The sequence below is a fragment of the Pseudomonas sp. TE6283 genome (genome assembly GCF_054060555.1).
In genome coordinates, this window is sequence record NZ_JBSSDH010000019.1 from 19982 (window position 1) to 34294 (window position 14313).

Below are 14313 nucleotides of genomic sequence, written 5' to 3' on the forward strand. Positions count from 1 at the left end.
TACCTATCAGTAACTTACGTGGCTGGATTTTCAGCTGGTACCGATCTGATACCAATCCTGAGCGTGTCCAGCTCGCTCCAGTCGGAGCTTGAGTTGAGCCAACGCGCATGCGTCGACAGCAGCATGCGCACGCTGTGACCCAGCTGTTGGGTGATAAATGCGGGAGTTGAGGCCAGACATTGCGGCTATTGTCGCATAGGTGTGACGACAGTTGTATGGGGGCTCTCCTGATCCCCAGTTCACTCAGCCTCTTCACCATCGGCGCCAGTGGGTGACCCACGCCACGCAACGGCGTCTATAGAGGTCTGTGCAAGGAAGCAAAAAGGACGTTACGTGGTTTGCAAGGCGATTTTACTGGTGCTGATTGCCAGCTTGAGTGGGTGCATGGCCACCGCCATGCGCATGGATTATGACAAGCACCGTTGTCCCTACATCGGCCTCAGGTTCGATTGGTGGCTGGTCGGCACCTCCAAAGGCAAGCTGATCCCTTTTTTACTGATTGATGCGCCGTTTTCCCTGGTGGTGGACACCGTTTTCTTTCCCTTTGAGTATCGATACACCTGCAACCTCTGATCATGGGCGAGTCATTGGCTGAGCCTTCCAACGGCAGGCAGCGCGCAACATCCGGCTGGCGCTCTCGGACGGTTCTGGCAGGGCCTGCTCAGTCAGTGGCTGCCCCTTCGAGTGCGGTTCTTCTCATTCCTGCCTGGCGAACCTCTCGTGGCGGCAGCGGTTTCGCCGCGCTGGGCCCATCGCCAGACTGCATCCCCTTTAATTCGCTGGGCGGAATGTGGACATGCAGCTGCCGACGGCGCTGCTGGATGATCTTCTGGATGCGTCTCATGGGGGCACACCTTGATGGGCATCCTTGCGCGAGCCAGGGGCATGACCATCAGTAAACGCCTGTTTGCCCGAAACGCCCGTCTCGCCTGACCAATGGACGTGGTCCCGGCGCTGGCAGGCTGGAATGGGAGTTGCTTGAACCCCAGAAAGCGATCATGCGGGGAAGAGCGGACATGTTCCAGAATGACTTCGATTTCATGAGTTTCGTCGTGGCTGCCGTGCTGGCTTTGGATGTGGTGGCGGTCTTTGTGTTTCTCCAGGCCGGTGCCTGATACCCATTGCTGGGGATACGGCCCCTGAACTGGCGCTTGTGGCTGCAAGCCACGGCAACATCGACCCAGCAGCCGGGTATCGAATATGATTCAGCCTTTGCCGGCCAGGGGTGTACTGATGGGATGGCTGGATCGTGTGAGGACAACGAGTGAGCGGTTCAGCGCTCGGCAACGCTGCTCGGTCGGCGGGGGCCTGCTGGTCGCTTGGCTTGTTGGGATTTTCGCGTCCCCGGTGTCGATCTTGTGTTCCTGTATGCCGCGGTGATGCTTATGTTCTTCAGCGCACTCAGGATCCAGTAGTGGCATGGCAACCTCCTTGTTGCGAGGAGTGCCAGGTAGAAGGGAGTTTCAGTTTACCCATGTTCATCGAAACACCGCGTCTTGTCCTGCGCCCCTGGGCGGAGCGTGACATCGAAGCCTTTGCCCTCGTCAATGGCGATCCTGAAGTCAGGCGCTACTACTATCCCGCGATTCTGTCTCCCGAAGAAACCCGGTCGATGCTTGCAGACTGCGATCACCATCTGCAGGTCCATGGTTTCGGTTTCGTTGCCGTCGAACGCAAGATCGATGGCGCGCTGGTTGGCGGGCTTGGGCTGTCCCTGACCGGAGATGAGATTCCTGGCGGCCCGCAGGTCGAAATCGGCTGGATCCTCGGACGCAGCCACTGGCGGCAGGGCTACGCATTCGAGGCGGCCAGCGCATGCCTGGAGCACGCCTGGTCGACGCTTGGATTAAGGCAAGTCATCGGCTACACCTCCAGCATCAATACCCCATCACGGGCATTGATGGAGCGGCTGGGTATGCGTTCGGACCCGGCGGAGGACTTCCCCGACCCAACGGTGCCTGAAGGCAATGTATTGCGCCCGCATGTGCTCTACCGAATCGACAAGCCGACCTGAAAGCCTGGCGATATAGCGAACCGGCCTACCGTGCCCGTCACCCCGGGCTAGTCTTGTAGATCGTAAGCAGACTATTAAAAAGGGTGGTGGGTGTCTGACCCTGTCCAGGGCTTGCTGCTGGGGTGGTTGGAGTCTGTATGAGCCGTTTGACGATGGCAGTGGTGGCCAGCCTGTTGCTGGCCGGCTGCGCACATGATCCTGATATCCGCGCGGGCCGAGACAACACTTTCGGCATGACCTCGAAAAGCCCGCCGGAGTACCTGAACTGTATCAAGGCCGAGCTTCCCGATACGGCCACGACCTATGTCGTGCGGAACCAGGACGCCCTGGAGCTGTTTGTCGCCAGCACCGACCCGAACAAGGCCGAGGGGCTGGTCAAGGTTCAAGGCGCCGCCGGGCGGCAGCAGTTCTCGGCGTACCAGCGTGATGCCTGGTATGACAAGGGGCGTCTGCTGGACGCCGCGCTGATGTGTTCACGGGTATGATCGCAGCGTAGCGGGGCGCGCTCGTTTCCATCGCGCCCCGTGAAGCGATCCCGCCCCACTTCACCTCAGGTGCCCCTCATGTTGAACGGACTCGCTGTACTTCCTCGACCCGGACGGCCACCAGCTCGAAGCCCATGTCGGCGATCTGCAGTCGCGCCTGGCGGCCTGTCGGGCCAAGCCCTACGCGGGCATGGTGTTCTACGGCTGACGCATCCGCGCCATGCACAGCGCATCGACATACACCCCGTCACGCACGCCGTAATCGCGCAGCCGGCCTTCGGTCTCGAAGCCGAACTTGCGATACAGCGCCAGCGCCGGCTCATTGTCGGCGTAGACGGTGAGCTGGACCCGGCGCAGGTTCATCCAGTTGTCGGCAATGTCGAGGATGGCGGCCATCAGCCGCGAGCCGACGCCCTTGCCTTGCCAGGCCTGGGCAACACCCATGAGCAGCTCGCCCAGGTGCGCCTGGCGGATGCGCGTGCTCTGGTCGAGGCCGATGTTACCGATCACCTGGCCCTGGTGCACCGCCACCAGGCGGACCTGTCGCTCATGGTAGGTGGCCAGGCGCTCACGCCAGACTTCGACGGACTGATAGGGCATCTGCAGTACCTGGCGGCACACGGCAGGTTCGTTGTAGAGCGCAGCGATGCCCTGCAGATGCTGCTCGGCAAAACGTTCGATGACGATGTCGGGCGATGGGTCGTTCACTGTGTTTCCATCCTTTGAAAAACGAGTGGCGCCTCAGTGTACGAGGCGCAGGCCAAAGCTGGCCAGTGGCGATGGCCGGGCAAGAAAGCGGATGCGCCGTCGTGCCGCGATGGGTAGAGTGCAGCGATCGTCGTCTTGCCGGAGCCTGTCATGTCTTGTGCCTTCACCCTCATGCAATCGCCTGTCGGCACCTTGACCCTGGTGGCGCGGGGCGAGCGGCTGGCCGCCGTGCTGTGGGAGCACGAGCGGGAGAACCGGGTGCGCCTGGGCGACCTGCACCGCGACGACCGGCACGGCGTGCTGCGCGAGACCGCCCGCCAGCTGGGCGAGTACTTTGCCGGGCAACGCCAGCGTTTCGAGCTGGAACTGGATTTCGCCGGCACCGAGTTCCAGCGGGAGGTCTGGGCGGCGCTGTTGACCATTCCCTTCGGCCAGACCCGCAGCTACGGCGAGATCGCCCGGCAGATCGGCAAGCCCAATGCGGTCCGTGCGGTAGGCGCGGCCAACGGACGCAACCCGATCTCGATCATCGCACCGTGCCACCGGGTGATCGGAGCCTCGGGCAGTCTCACCGGTTTTGCCGGCGGCCTGCCGGCCAAGCAGTTCCTGTTGGCACTGGAAGGGCGGCAGAGCCTGGCGCTGGATTTCTAGGCGTCAGTCGAGCCAGAAACAGAGCAGCGCCAACACGAGGGCCAACAGCGTGCCCGCAAACAGGCTGTAGTGGCGGTGTGCGCGGCGGGCGTGGGCTTCGACTTCTCGCAGGTACTGCCCTGGAGGTGGGGCGTCCGGGCGATGGCGCAGGCCTTCGGCAATATCGGCCAAGCGTCCGCGAATCAGGGTGCCCACCAGATACCAGGCGCTGGTATAGCTGGCCAGGATCACCAGCACATACTTCATAGGGGCGATACCCCGGCAGTGCCTGCCGGTGAGACCGGTCGTAGCATGCGGGTCCTCATGGTGCATCCGTCCTTGGCATGTCGTCGGCTGACGAGGATACAATCGATGGGCGCTGACTCCCAGCGCCGATGTGTCGATTTCATGGACGAGACCGCAATGACCCATGCCGCAGCCATACCCGCCGACTCATTGATCGCCCCCCACGCCGCGCAGGCGGGCTTTCGTCATTGCCGGGCGATCGACCTGGCGGACGACGGGCAGCCCGCCATGGCGCACTTCCTGCGCCTGATGGCGAGCATGCCCGGCTGGATCGACGAACTGATGGTCCTACGCAATCGCCTGGTCGGGCTGCTTGGGCTGAAGAACCTGGGCCGGTTGACCGCCATCGATCCAGCCCGCGCCCCGGACAGCTACCAGCCCGGAGAGCGGGTGGGCATCTTTACGTTGATCAGCAACAGCGCGAATGAGGTGCTGTTGGTCGACCGCGATCATCATCTGGACGTACACATCGCCCTGATGCGTCGCCCGACGGCCCCGGGGCGGTGCGAGGTGCTGGTCAGCACCGTGGTGCGCACGCACAACTGGCTGGGCCGCCTGTACATGCTGCCGGTGGCGCCGTTCCATCGCTTGATCGCGCCCATCGCCCTGCGCCGGCTGGCGCGGTGACGATCAGGACGGCGGCGCGAAGCGTTGACGGAACCAATCACCGAGCATGGCCTTTTCCGCATACAGCCGGTCGTGACTGCCCAGGCGGCCGGGGCGGCTGAGGTACATCTTGTCGCTCAGGTGTTCCTGGGCCTTGAGCGCGGCTTGCCCGGGCTGCTGGAGGGTGTAGTCGAGGTCGATGCTGGGCCAGGTGACCTCGCGCATGAAGCGCACATCGTAGGCCTGGCTGTGCCAGGGCTCGAAGCGCCCGGCCAGGTCGATGTCGCGGATGTCGATGACCAGTTGCTGGCCGGGTCGCAGGTAGCGCTGGCCGAGCTTCTGCAGGTGCTGGGTGAGGGCCTTCATCACTTGCGGGTCGGCGCCTTGGGGATAGCCGCGGTTGTCGAGGCTGGCATCGCGGAATTTTTCCGGGTGGTCGAAACGCACCTCGACCTGCGCAGTCGGGGTGCCCTGTGCCATGCTGTCGAATGCCAGCGCCAGCAACAGGGCGCTGGCCAGGGTGGTACGCATGATGCACCTCCGGGTTGGGGCGGCTTGCCTGCCTATTTTACGCCGGTACGGGGCATAAGCAGAGGACTGATGCAATGAGCGCTTTTCGGCGGATGACCGCCAATACCCGCGGGCGTGACCTGGCCGTGGGTGATATTCACGGGCACTTCGAACGCTTGCAGCAATGCCTCGAGGCCGTCGAATTCGATCCGGCGGTGGACCGCCTGTTCAGCGTCGGTGACCTGGTCGATCGCGGGCCGGCCAGCCCGCAGGCGTTGGAATGGCTGGCCAAGCCCTGGTTCCACGCGGTGCAGGGCAACCACGAGTCACTGGCGGTCAATCACCTGCGCGGCGGGCGGGTTGACCTGGACATGTATCGGGCGGCCGGCGGCGGCTGGTTCCTCGACCTGCCGAAAACAGAGCAGGCGCGTTTCGTCGAGGCGTTCGAGCGGCTGCCGATCGCGTTGCAGGTCGACACACCCGACGGTCCGGTCGGGCTGTTGCACGCCGATAGCCCGTTCGATGACTGGGAGCGTCTAAGCGTGAACCTGCAGGCTGGGGATGACCCCGAGGTGCGCGAGGTGTGCCAGTGGTCGCGACGGCGCCTGAAGGAGGGCGACAACCGAGCGGTGAAGGGCCTGCGTGCCTTGCTGGTCGGGCATACGCCAGTGCTGGAGGTGAAGGTGCTGGGCAACGTCTGGCACCTGGACACCGGCGGCTGGAGCCGTGGTCACTTCAGCCTGCTCGAGCTGCGGGGGCTGACGTTGCTCAGCCCAGGGCCAGGTGCATGAGCACGCCGCTGGCGAGCAGGATCAGCATCACCCCCGAAGTCCGTTCCAGCCAGGGCAGGGCGCGGGCGAAGCGGTGCAGCACCCGCTGATTGCCGATGGCCACGGCCACCAGCAGGTCCCAGGCCAGGACGATGGCGAACATCCACATGCCATAGGCCAGCTTGGCCAGGGCGCCGCTGCTGGCGATCATGCTGGCCAGGCTGGCGTAGAACAGTGCGTTCTTCGGGTTGAAGATGCCCGAGGCGAAGCCCATGCCCAGGCTGTTCAGCCAGTTGCCGGCGTGGGATGAAGCATGGGCGGCGGCACCCGTCAGGCCGCTCTTTCCAGCATGGCGCAGGAACAGTTGCCCGATATACAGCAGGTAGCCGCAGCCGGCCAGTTGCAGGGCGACGAACAGCGGGCTGCCGTCGCGCAGGAACGACACCCCGGCGAACGCCGCGCCAATGAACACGCCATTGGCCAGGGCGATGCCGGCGCAGGCGCCACTGGCCACCCGCCAGCCGGCGCTGGCCGAGGTCCGGGCCACCAGGAAGAAGTCCGGTCCTGGCGAGAGCAGGGCGAGGAAATGGGCGGTGGCGATGAGCAGGAACAGTTGCATGGTCGGGCTTCCAGGGAGAGGAAGCCGCAGTCTGTGGCTGGGCGACAGGGCGGGTATTGAAGATTATTGCAAGGCTGCGCGGTATGTCCCCGGTGTTACCCCGGCATGCGCCTTGAACACCCGCTGGAAGTGACTCTGGTCGGCAAAGCCCAGGCAGTAGGCGACTTCAGCCAGCGGCTGGCCCTGGCGCAACAGTTGCCGGGCCTTGTTGACACGGGCGTTGAGCAGGTAGGCATGGGGCGTCATGCCGGTGGCGAGGTTGAAGGCGCGGATCAATTGATAGCGCCCCATGCCGGCCAACCGTGCCAGGCGGTCGAGGCTCAGTTCGGCCAGCGTCTGCTCCTCGGCATGGCCCAGCAGGTCGCGGAGTGTCGAAGGCGGCAAGGGCGGCGCGGGTGGCAAGTGCGGATGGATGGAGAAGTCGTTGTCGCCGAGAAAGGCCACCAGTGCCGCCTCTTTCTCGAACGCCGTCGCCCTGGAAAACAGCAGGGTGTTCAGTGTGCAGAACCGCCGGTACAAAGCTGCCGAACGGCTGACCCGGGCCGCCGCGCTGGGCTGGTCGGCGGCAATCCCCGACTCCAGGCGCAGGCAACGCAGCCAGTCGGCGTCCAGGTGCAGCATCTGGTAGCTCCAGGCCTGTCCGGCTTCGGGGTTGCAGGCATGCACCCGCTGGGCCGGCACGAACACCAAGGTGCCGGGTGCCAGCCGCACCTGTCCGTCGCCGGCCCCGGTGAAGCGGCTATGACCGGCATCCACAGCGCCGATGGAAAAGCTCGGGTGGCTGTGGGCCTTGTAGCAGGCACGGCTGTGGCAGGCGCGTCGGCTCTCGACGTAGGGCAGGGCCGGGTCGTGCCAGATTTCGCTGCTCGATGGGGTCATGGCGAGAGGGCCTGGAGGTGAGCGCAGGGCGCCAGTCTAGCGCGTGCCTGCTGTTCCGGCCATTTACCGTGCCACTGTGCTTGACGCGCCTGCCCGCCGGGCGCGACGCTGCGACGGTCACCGCTGGAGAAGAATAATGGACCTGTCGAGCCTGCTGCTGTTCATCCCCGCCTGTTTCGCCCTGAACATGGCGCCGGGCCCCAACAACCTGCTGTCCCTGCACAACGCCAGCCGTTACGGCCTGCGCACCGCCTGCGTGGCCGGCGCCGGGCGCTTGCTGGCCTTCAGCGGCATGATCGCCCTGGCTGCCATGGGCCTGGCCGTGGTACTGCACACCAGCGAGTACCTGTTCCTGGCGATCAAGGTGCTGGGCGCTGGCTACCTGTTCTATATCGCCTGGCAGCTGTGGCGGGCGCCGGTCGGCGAGGCGGTGGTGGCCAGCGAGCAGCCGCGCGGCACCTGGAAGCTGGCGCGCCAGGAGTTCTGGGTGGCGGCGGGCAACCCCAAGGCCATTCTTATCTTCACCGCCTTCCTGCCGCAGTTCGTCTCGGTGGGCAGCGCCACGCCGGTGAGCGAGCAGTTCCTGCAGCTGGGCGTGCTGTTCCTGCTGCTGGAGTGGGCGGCCATCGCCATCTACGCCGGGCTCGGCGCCTACCTGCAGCGCTGGTTCGAACGGCCCGGGCCACGTCGGCTGTTCAACCGGGTCAGTGCCTCGCTGCTGGGATGCGCGGGGCTTGGCCTGCTCGCGGCTCGTCGCTGATCCGCTGTTTTTCAGTGCAGCTGAGTATTGCCGCACTGTGCGCTTGCTGAGACCTTTCCCTGTTTCTGCCCGGCGCTTTTGCGCCGGGTGACAATAGGTGGGTCTATCCCGGGAGCGTGGTGTGAAGTGGTGGAGCAAGGCAGGTCGGCAAGACCCGCAGATCAAGGAGCTGAACCTCGCGCTCGAACGTAGCCGCTCACAGCTGGCGGCGTCGGAGCAGCGCGCCCGCGAGGCAGAATCGAAGGCCACGGAACTGGCACGGGAGAACCAGGTGCTCGCCCACCTGGCCGGCAACCTTTCGGCGTTCTCGCATTCCCTGGAAATGACCCAGACCTCGTTCGCCAGCCTCGCCCACAGCATGGAGCAGGAAAGGCAGTACGCCATCCGCATCCAGGGTATCGCCAGCAGCAACCAGGCCAGCATTGATGCCATCGCGACCAATCTTGAGCAACTGGCCGATGCCTCCGGCGAGGCGTCGGAAAAGGTTGGCAGGCTCGATCACCAAGCCCAGCAGGTCGGTGGTGTGCTGGAGATCATCCGCGAGGTGGCGGACCAGACCAACCTGCTGGCCCTGAATGCGGCCATCGAGGCGGCGCGGGCCGGGGATGCCGGGCGCGGCTTTGCCGTGGTCGCGGATGAAGTCAGGACCCTGGCCAGGCGCACGGCGGACGCCACTGCCGAAATCGGCACGCTGGTCTCGGCCATTCGAGCCGACAGTGCGCAAAGCCGCGGGCATATCGCCAGCCTGGCCGAGCATTCGTCATCGTACAGCGGTGTTGGCCAGGCGGCGGCCAGTACCATGCGCCAGTTGCTGGACATGTCGACGGTGGCGGAGGGTTCGGCATCGGTGTCGGCACTGCGCAGTTTCTGCGAGCTGGCCAAGCTCGACCACCTGATCTACAAGTTCCGCGTCTACAAGGTGCTGTTCGGGGTCTCGCAGGAGCGCGGCTCGGACTTTACCGACCATACCCTCTGCCGCTTGGGCAAGTGGTATCGCGAGGGGGACGGGGCCCTGCACTATGCGCATCTTGCAGGATACAAGGACATCGACGCGCCCCATGCCGCCGTGCACCGTTGCGCATTCGATGCCATCGATGCCCATGCCAGCGGCAATACCGCAGCGATGCTCAAGGCAGTGGCTGACATGGAGAGCGCCAGCCTAGCCGTGCAGGAAGGCTTGGAGCGCGTGGTCGCCAGTGGCGAACAATCGCCGGCGCTGCTGCAAAGGCGACGCGCCGATGAGGTTCAGTCGCGGTAGAACGTCTGCACCAGGTGATAACCGAACTTGCTCTTGATCGGCCCGTGTACCACGCGCAGGGGCTTCTTGAAGATCACCTGGTCGATGGCGCCGACCAGCTGGCCCGGGCGCACCTCGCCCAGGTCGCCGCCGCGCTTGCCGGACGGACAGGTGGAGAATTTCTTCGCCAGCACGTCGAAGGCCTCGCCGTTGGCGATGCGCTGCTTGAGCTTTTCGGCTTCGTCAGCGGTCTTGACCAGGATGTGGCGGGCTTGGGCTTTCATGGGCTTACCTGTGCTTCGGGGCAAAAGGTCGACATTATGCCTGATGGCGTCATCAGCGTAACTCCGGTCTGTCGCGGAACTGCTCCAGCGCCTCGGGGTTGGCCAGGGCATCGGTGTTCTTCACCGGCAGGCCATGCACCACGTTGCGGATCGCCAGCTCCACCAGTTTGCCGCTGAGGGTGCGCGGGATATCGTCGACCTGGGCGATCACCGCCGGCACATGGCGCGGCGTGGTGTACTGGCGGATCACCAGGCGGATGCGCTGGCGCAGGGCGTCGTCCAGTTGCAGGCCGTCGCGCAGGCGCACGAACAGCACCACGCGCACGTCGTTGTGCCAGTCCTGGCCGATGGCCACGCTCTCCAGTACCTCCTCGACCTTTTCCACCTGGCGATAGATCTCCGCGGTGCCGATGCGTACGCCGCCGGGGTTGAGCACGGCATCGGAGCGGCCGTGGATCACCAGGCCGCCGCCCGGGATCTGCTCGGCATAGTCGCCCTGGCACCAGATACCCTCGAACTGGCTGAAATAGGCGTCATGGTAGCGGCTACCATCGTCGTCCCCCCAGAACCCCAGCGGCATCGAAGGAAAGGGCTGGGTACAGACCAGCTCGCCTTTCTCGCCAGTGATCGATTGCCGCTGTTCATTCCACACATCCACCGCCATGCCCAGGCCCTTGCCGGCGATTTCGCCGCGGCGCACCGGCAGCAGCGGGTTGCCGAGCACGAAGCAGGCGACGATATCGGTGCCACCGGACATGGACGCCAGGCACACGTCGGGCTTCACCTTGGCGTACACATAGTCGTAGCTGTGCGGTGACAGGGGCGATCCGGTGGAGAGGATCAGCCGCAGGCTGTCCAGGCGGTGGGACCTGGCCGGTTCGACACCGGCCTGCTCCAGGGCGGCAAGGTACTTGGCGCTGGTGCCGAAGGCATGGATCCCTTCGGCGTCGATCAGATCGATCAGGCGCTCGGGGCCCGGATGGAACGGCGAGCCGTCGTACAGCACCAGGCCCGCGCCGACCGCCAGGCCGCTGACCAGCCAGTTCCACATCATCCAGCCGCAGGTGGTGTAGTAGAACAGTACGTCGTCGGCCTTGAGGTCATTGTGCAGGCCATGTTCCTTCAGATGTTGCAGCAGCACGCCGCCGGCACGGTGGACGATGCACTTGGGCACGCCGGTGGTGCCGCTGGAGTAGAGGATATAGAGCGGATGGTCGAAGGGGAGCGCGGTGAAGGCCGGCGTGCCGCCGGGCGTGAAGTAGTCGGCCCACAGGGTCGTCGGTGTACCGATGAACTCATCGGCACGGGTCTGCGGCCGGGTGTGCGGCACCACCAGCAACTGCTCGACGCTCGGCAGCTGGGCCACGACCTGGTTGATCTTCTCCACCTGGTCGATGACCTTCCCGGCATATTGATAACCGGCGCAGGCCACCAGCAGCCTGGGCGCGATCTGCCCGAAACGGTCGATGATGCCGTGGGTGCCGAACTCCGGCGAACTGCTCGACCAGACCGCGCCAAGGCTGGTGGCGGCGAGCATGGCCACCAGGGTTTCCCAGGTGTTGGGCATCACTGCGGCGATACGGTCGCCGGGCTGGATGCCGGCGTGCCTGAAGGCCTGTTGCAGCCCGGCGACCTGGGCGGCCAGCTGGTTGTGGGTGAGGCTGTGGCGGGCGCCGTCCTCGCGCAGGGCCACCACGGCCGGGCGGTCGTCGCGGCGTAGCAGCAGGTGCTCGGCGAGATTCAGGGTGGCGCCGCGAAACCAGCGGGCGTCGGTCATGCGCTCGCCTTCCTCGAGGACGGCGGCCGGTGGGGTGTGCCAGCGCACCTGGAAGTACTCGGCCAATGCCTGCCAGAACTGCGGGCGCTGCTCGATGCTCCAGCGGTGCAGGGCGGCGTAGCTGTCGAGCTGGAGGTTGAAGCGCCGGTTGACCCGGCGGCGGAAGGCTTCCATCCGGCTCGCTTCGATCCGGGTGCTGGAGGGGCGCCAGAGTACGTCGTTCATGCCGGGACCCTCGGTGATAGTCGATAGTGGGTATTACGCGTCTCTTCAGGCCAACGCAACCCCTGTAGGAGCGCGTAACCCTGATCATCCGGCGTCAGGGTATCCTTACTCCACTTTAGCCGCTTACTGGGCCAGCCAGCCTCCGTCGACGTTCCAGGCGGCGCCGCGTACCTGGCTGCCGGCCTCGCTGCACAGGAACAGCACCAGCTCGCCGAGATGCCGCGGCGTGACGAAGGCCAGCGAGGGCTGCTTCTCGGCCAGCAGGTCGTGCTGCGCCTGCTGCGCGTCGCCCCCATTGGCGGCGCGGTCGTCGATCTGCTTCTGCACCAGCGGGGTCAGTACCCAGCCCGGGCAGATGGCGTTGCAGGTGACGTTGCTGGTGGCAGTCTCCAGGCCGATGACTTTGGTCAGGCCGACCACGCCGTGCTTGGCGGCCACGTAGGCGGCCTTGCCGGTGGAGCCCACCAGGCCGTGCACCGAAGCGATGTTGACGATCCGCCCCCAGCCCCGCGCGCGCATGCCCGGCAGGACCAGGCGGCTGCCGTGGAATACCGCCGACAGGTTCAAGGCGATGATCTTGTCCCAGGCCTCCACCGGAAACTGCTCGACCGGCGCCACATGCTGGATGCCGGCGTTGTTGACGAGGATGTCGATCGCGCCGAATTCGCGCTCGGCCAAGGCGAACATCTGCTCGATCTGCGCCACGTCGGACAGGTCGGCGGGGTGATGGGCCACCTTGACCCCGTGCTGCCTGATCTCGGCAATGGCGGCCGCCGGGTCGCCGAAGCCGTTGAGCAGGATGTTGGCGCCGGCCTCGGCCAGCACCTGGGCTATGCCTAAGCCGATGCCGCTGGTGGAACCGGTGACCAGTGCGGTCTTGCCTTTGAGCGTCATGCCGTTCTCCTTCATACGATGCCGGTGGCGTAGAACGTGGCGATGACCACGAACACGGCCAGGGTCTTGATCAGGGTAATACCGAAAATATCCTTGTAGGCCTCGCGGTGGGTCAGCCCGGTAACCGCCAGCAGGGTGATCACCGCGCCGTTGTGCGGTAGGGTATCCATGCCGCCGCTGGCCATGGCGGCGACCCGGTGCAGCACCTCCAGCGGGATGTTCGCCGCGTTGGCGGCGGCGATGAAACTGTCGCTCATGGCCGCCAGGGCGATGCTCATGCCGCCGGAAGCGGAGCCGGTGATGCCGGCCAGCAGGGTGACGGTAATGGCTTCGTTGACCAGCGGGTTGGGGATGCCGCGCAGGGCGTCAGCCAGGACCAGGAAGCCCGGCAGCGAGGCGATCACCGCGCCGAAACCGTATTCCGAAGCAGTGTTCATCGCCGCCAGCAGGGCGCCGCTCACGGCGCTCTTGGTGCCTTCGGCCAGGCGCTGGCGAATGGTGCCGAAGGCGCATACCAGTACCATCAGGATGCCTACCAGCAGGGCCGCCTGCACCGCCCAGATCGCCGTGAGCTTGGCCACATCGCTCTGCACCGGCGCGGCCATGCCCGGCAGTTGCAGGGTGTGGCTGGCCCCGTACCACTGCGGGATCCAGTGGGTGAACAGCAGGTTCATCACCCCCACCAGCAGCAGCGGCGCCAGGGCCAGCCAAGGGTTGGGCAGGGCGATGTCGTCGGCGGTTTCCGGCTCGTTGCGCAGGTTGCTGCCGTAGCCTTCGCCCTTGCGCTGGGCTTTGTTGCGCTGGCGTTGCAGGTAGAGCATGCCGGCGCAGAATACGAACAGCGTGCCGATCAGCCCCAGCCAGGGCGCGGCCCAGGCGGTGGTGTTGAAAAAGGTGCTGGGGATGATGTTCTGGATCTGCGGGGTGCCGGGCAAGGCGTCCATGGTGAAGGAGAACGCGCCCAGGGCGATGGTCGCCGGGATCAGCCGCTTGGGGATGTCGCTCTGGCGGAACATCTCGGCGGCGAACGGGTACACCGCGAACACCACCACGAACAGCGACACGCCGCCGTAGGTAAGCAGGGCGCAGACCAGCACGATCACCAGCATGGCCTGACGGGTGCCGAGCAGGCGAATGGCGGCGGCGACGATCGAGCGTGAGAAGCCCGACAGCTCGATCAGCTTGCCGAACACGGCGCCGAGCAGGAATACCGGGAAATAGAGCTTGATGAAGCCGACCATCTTCTCCATGAACACCCCGGTGAAGGCCGGGGCCACGGCGGCGGGGTCGGTGAGCAGCACGGCGCCAAGGGCGGCGATGGGGGCGAAGAGGATCACGCTGTAGCCGCGGTAGGCGGCGAGCATCAGCAGGGCCAGGGCAGCGAGGGCGATGAGCACGGTCATCCTAAGGGGATCTCCAACTGTTGTTTTTATGGTTGGAATACCAGTAGCGGGAATTGTGCCAACTTGTTAAGTCATTGAAATTATTGATTTTTATTAGATTTATAAAGGTCGATGTCTCGAATTTGAGAAAGTGGGGCCGCGTTGCGGCCCATCGCCGGCAAGCCGGCTCCCACAGTGGATTGGGGTACGCCATGTGGCAGCCGCCT

Annotated in this window: 17 protein-coding genes and 3 pseudogenes; 10 read left to right on the forward strand and 10 right to left on the reverse strand. The window is 65.2% G+C overall.

Going from position 1 to position 14313, the window contains the following annotated elements:
• Positions 1-14: 14 nt before the first annotated feature.
• Positions 15-222, reverse strand: a pseudogene (locus ACVWZ5_RS21110) (site-specific integrase); the annotation flags it as partial.
• A gap of 162 nt (positions 223-384) precedes the next feature.
• On the opposite strand from ACVWZ5_RS21110, the gene ACVWZ5_RS21115 reads away from it, so the two are divergent.
• The 4 genes and pseudogenes from ACVWZ5_RS21115 to ACVWZ5_RS21130 form a co-directional block, all read left to right on the forward strand.
• Entirely contained in the window at positions 385-573 is a 189-nt protein-coding gene (locus ACVWZ5_RS21115; RefSeq protein ID WP_189660241.1) for a YceK/YidQ family lipoprotein, read from the forward strand.
• Between the two features lie 901 nt (positions 574-1474).
• The gene (locus ACVWZ5_RS21120; RefSeq protein ID WP_062574174.1) at positions 1475-2014 is read left to right on the forward strand and encodes a GNAT family N-acetyltransferase; all 540 of its coding nucleotides are present in this window, start codon (positions 1475-1477) and stop codon (positions 2012-2014) included.
• A gap of 137 nt (positions 2015-2151) precedes the next feature.
• Positions 2152-2499, forward strand: coding sequence for a hypothetical protein (locus ACVWZ5_RS21125; RefSeq protein WP_230962578.1), 348 nt, complete (start codon positions 2152-2154; stop codon positions 2497-2499).
• A gap of 91 nt (positions 2500-2590) precedes the next feature.
• Positions 2591-2707, forward strand: a pseudogene (locus ACVWZ5_RS21130) (glutathione transferase); the annotation flags it as partial.
• Here ACVWZ5_RS21130 and ACVWZ5_RS21135 read toward each other — a convergent pair.
• Positions 2698-3207: a GNAT family N-acetyltransferase gene (locus ACVWZ5_RS21135; protein ID WP_084942127.1), complete on the reverse strand. Its 510-nt coding sequence runs from the start codon at positions 3205-3207 to the stop codon at positions 2698-2700. The pseudogene ACVWZ5_RS21130 and the gene ACVWZ5_RS21135 sit on opposite strands and share 10 nt — an antisense overlap.
• A 150-nt stretch (positions 3208-3357) precedes the next feature.
• Here ACVWZ5_RS21135 and ACVWZ5_RS21140 point away from each other — a divergent pair, with 150 nt between their 5' ends.
• On the forward strand, positions 3358-3858 hold the full coding sequence (locus tag ACVWZ5_RS21140) for a methylated-DNA--[protein]-cysteine S-methyltransferase (protein ID WP_084942126.1): 501 nt from the start codon (positions 3358-3360) through the stop codon (positions 3856-3858).
• A gap of 3 nt (positions 3859-3861) precedes the next feature.
• Here ACVWZ5_RS21140 and ACVWZ5_RS21145 read toward each other — a convergent pair whose 3' ends face one another.
• Positions 3862-4104 (reverse strand): hypothetical protein, encoded by a 243-nt coding sequence (locus tag ACVWZ5_RS21145; protein ID WP_028688968.1) that lies wholly within the window; start codon positions 4102-4104, stop codon positions 3862-3864.
• A 156-nt stretch (positions 4105-4260) separates the two neighbouring features.
• Here ACVWZ5_RS21145 and ACVWZ5_RS21150 point away from each other — a divergent pair, with 156 nt between their 5' ends.
• Positions 4261-4770 carry a DUF2867 domain-containing protein gene (locus tag ACVWZ5_RS21150; RefSeq protein ID WP_028688967.1) on the forward strand — a complete coding sequence of 170 codons (510 nt, stop codon included), beginning with the start codon at positions 4261-4263 and terminating at the stop codon, positions 4768-4770.
• A 3-nt stretch (positions 4771-4773) separates the two neighbouring features.
• Here the strand turns inward: ACVWZ5_RS21150 and ACVWZ5_RS21155 are convergent, their stop codons facing one another.
• The gene (locus tag ACVWZ5_RS21155; RefSeq protein WP_084942125.1) at positions 4774-5280 is read right to left on the reverse strand and encodes a DUF3016 domain-containing protein; all 507 of its coding nucleotides are present in this window, start codon (positions 5278-5280) and stop codon (positions 4774-4776) included.
• A 74-nt stretch (positions 5281-5354) separates the two neighbouring features.
• Between ACVWZ5_RS21155 and ACVWZ5_RS21160 the strand changes: the two genes are divergently transcribed.
• A complete protein-coding gene (locus tag ACVWZ5_RS21160; RefSeq protein WP_084942124.1) occupies positions 5355-6050 on the forward strand; it encodes a metallophosphoesterase in 696 nt (231 codons plus the stop codon).
• Here ACVWZ5_RS21160 and ACVWZ5_RS21165 read toward each other — a convergent pair.
• Positions 6028-6648, reverse strand: coding sequence for a LysE family translocator (locus tag ACVWZ5_RS21165; RefSeq protein ID WP_084942123.1), 621 nt, complete (start codon positions 6646-6648; stop codon positions 6028-6030). The genes ACVWZ5_RS21160 and ACVWZ5_RS21165 overlap by 23 nt on opposite strands.
• A gap of 63 nt (positions 6649-6711) precedes the next feature.
• A complete protein-coding gene (locus tag ACVWZ5_RS21170; RefSeq protein ID WP_062574168.1) occupies positions 6712-7527 on the reverse strand; it encodes an AraC family transcriptional regulator in 816 nt (271 codons plus the stop codon).
• Between the two features lie 136 nt (positions 7528-7663).
• Here ACVWZ5_RS21170 and ACVWZ5_RS21175 point away from each other — a divergent pair, with 136 nt between their 5' ends.
• The 3 genes and pseudogenes from ACVWZ5_RS21175 (at position 7664) to ACVWZ5_RS21185 (ending at position 9545) form a co-directional block, all read left to right on the forward strand.
• Positions 7664-8287 carry a LysE family translocator gene (locus ACVWZ5_RS21175; protein WP_084942122.1) on the forward strand — a complete coding sequence of 208 codons (624 nt, stop codon included), beginning with the start codon at positions 7664-7666 and terminating at the stop codon, positions 8285-8287.
• A gap of 523 nt (positions 8288-8810) precedes the next feature.
• A pseudogene (locus ACVWZ5_RS21180) lies at positions 8811-9050 on the forward strand (methyl-accepting chemotaxis protein); the annotation flags it as partial.
• A gap of 54 nt (positions 9051-9104) precedes the next feature.
• Positions 9105-9545, forward strand: coding sequence for a CZB domain-containing protein (locus tag ACVWZ5_RS21185; protein WP_253249252.1), 441 nt, complete (start codon positions 9105-9107; stop codon positions 9543-9545).
• Here ACVWZ5_RS21185 and ACVWZ5_RS21190 read toward each other — a convergent pair.
• From ACVWZ5_RS21190 to ACVWZ5_RS21205, 4 genes are all read right to left on the reverse strand, one after another.
• Positions 9533-9808, reverse strand: coding sequence for a peptidylprolyl isomerase (locus tag ACVWZ5_RS21190; RefSeq protein ID WP_008095636.1), 276 nt, complete (start codon positions 9806-9808; stop codon positions 9533-9535). The genes ACVWZ5_RS21185 and ACVWZ5_RS21190 overlap by 13 nt on opposite strands.
• Before the next feature lie 52 nt (positions 9809-9860).
• Positions 9861-11810 carry an acetoacetate--CoA ligase gene (locus ACVWZ5_RS21195; RefSeq protein ID WP_084942120.1) on the reverse strand — a complete coding sequence of 650 codons (1950 nt, stop codon included), beginning with the start codon at positions 11808-11810 and terminating at the stop codon, positions 9861-9863.
• A 123-nt stretch (positions 11811-11933) separates the two neighbouring features.
• Entirely contained in the window at positions 11934-12704 is a 771-nt protein-coding gene (gene hbdH, locus ACVWZ5_RS21200; protein ID WP_084942119.1) for a 3-hydroxybutyrate dehydrogenase, read from the reverse strand.
• A gap of 11 nt (positions 12705-12715) precedes the next feature.
• Entirely contained in the window at positions 12716-14107 is a 1392-nt protein-coding gene (locus ACVWZ5_RS21205; RefSeq protein WP_280071038.1) for a GntP family permease, read from the reverse strand.
• Positions 14108-14313: the final 206 nt, after the last annotated feature.

Bases quoted from the DNA above. Each gene is read 5' to 3' on its own strand.
- ACVWZ5_RS21115 (WP_189660241.1), top strand. From the start codon at position 385: ATGGCCACCGCCATGCGCATGGATTATGACAAGCACCGTTGTCCCTAC.
- ACVWZ5_RS21120 (WP_062574174.1), top strand. From the start codon at position 1,475: ATGTTCATCGAAACACCGCGTCTTGTCCTGCGCCCCTGGGCGGAGCGT.
- ACVWZ5_RS21125 (WP_230962578.1), top strand. From the start codon at position 2,152: ATGAGCCGTTTGACGATGGCAGTGGTGGCCAGCCTGTTGCTGGCCGGC.
- ACVWZ5_RS21140 (WP_084942126.1), top strand. From the start codon at position 3,358: ATGTCTTGTGCCTTCACCCTCATGCAATCGCCTGTCGGCACCTTGACC.
- ACVWZ5_RS21145 (WP_028688968.1), bottom strand. From the start codon at position 4,104: ATGAAGTATGTGCTGGTGATCCTGGCCAGCTATACCAGCGCCTGGTAT.
- ACVWZ5_RS21150 (WP_028688967.1), top strand. From the start codon at position 4,261: ATGACCCATGCCGCAGCCATACCCGCCGACTCATTGATCGCCCCCCAC.
- ACVWZ5_RS21155 (WP_084942125.1), bottom strand. From the start codon at position 5,280: ATGCGTACCACCCTGGCCAGCGCCCTGTTGCTGGCGCTGGCATTCGAC.
- ACVWZ5_RS21160 (WP_084942124.1), top strand. From the start codon at position 5,355: ATGAGCGCTTTTCGGCGGATGACCGCCAATACCCGCGGGCGTGACCTG.
- ACVWZ5_RS21165 (WP_084942123.1), bottom strand. From the start codon at position 6,648: ATGCAACTGTTCCTGCTCATCGCCACCGCCCATTTCCTCGCCCTGCTC.
- ACVWZ5_RS21170 (WP_062574168.1), bottom strand. From the start codon at position 7,527: ATGACCCCATCGAGCAGCGAAATCTGGCACGACCCGGCCCTGCCCTAC.
- ACVWZ5_RS21175 (WP_084942122.1), top strand. From the start codon at position 7,664: ATGGACCTGTCGAGCCTGCTGCTGTTCATCCCCGCCTGTTTCGCCCTG.
- ACVWZ5_RS21185 (WP_253249252.1), top strand. From the start codon at position 9,105: ATGTCGACGGTGGCGGAGGGTTCGGCATCGGTGTCGGCACTGCGCAGT.
- ACVWZ5_RS21190 (WP_008095636.1), bottom strand. From the start codon at position 9,808: ATGAAAGCCCAAGCCCGCCACATCCTGGTCAAGACCGCTGACGAAGCC.
- ACVWZ5_RS21195 (WP_084942120.1), bottom strand. From the start codon at position 11,810: ATGAACGACGTACTCTGGCGCCCCTCCAGCACCCGGATCGAAGCGAGC.
- hbdH (WP_084942119.1), bottom strand. From the start codon at position 12,704: ATGACGCTCAAAGGCAAGACCGCACTGGTCACCGGTTCCACCAGCGGC.
- ACVWZ5_RS21205 (WP_280071038.1), bottom strand. From the start codon at position 14,107: ATGACCGTGCTCATCGCCCTCGCTGCCCTGGCCCTGCTGATGCTCGCC.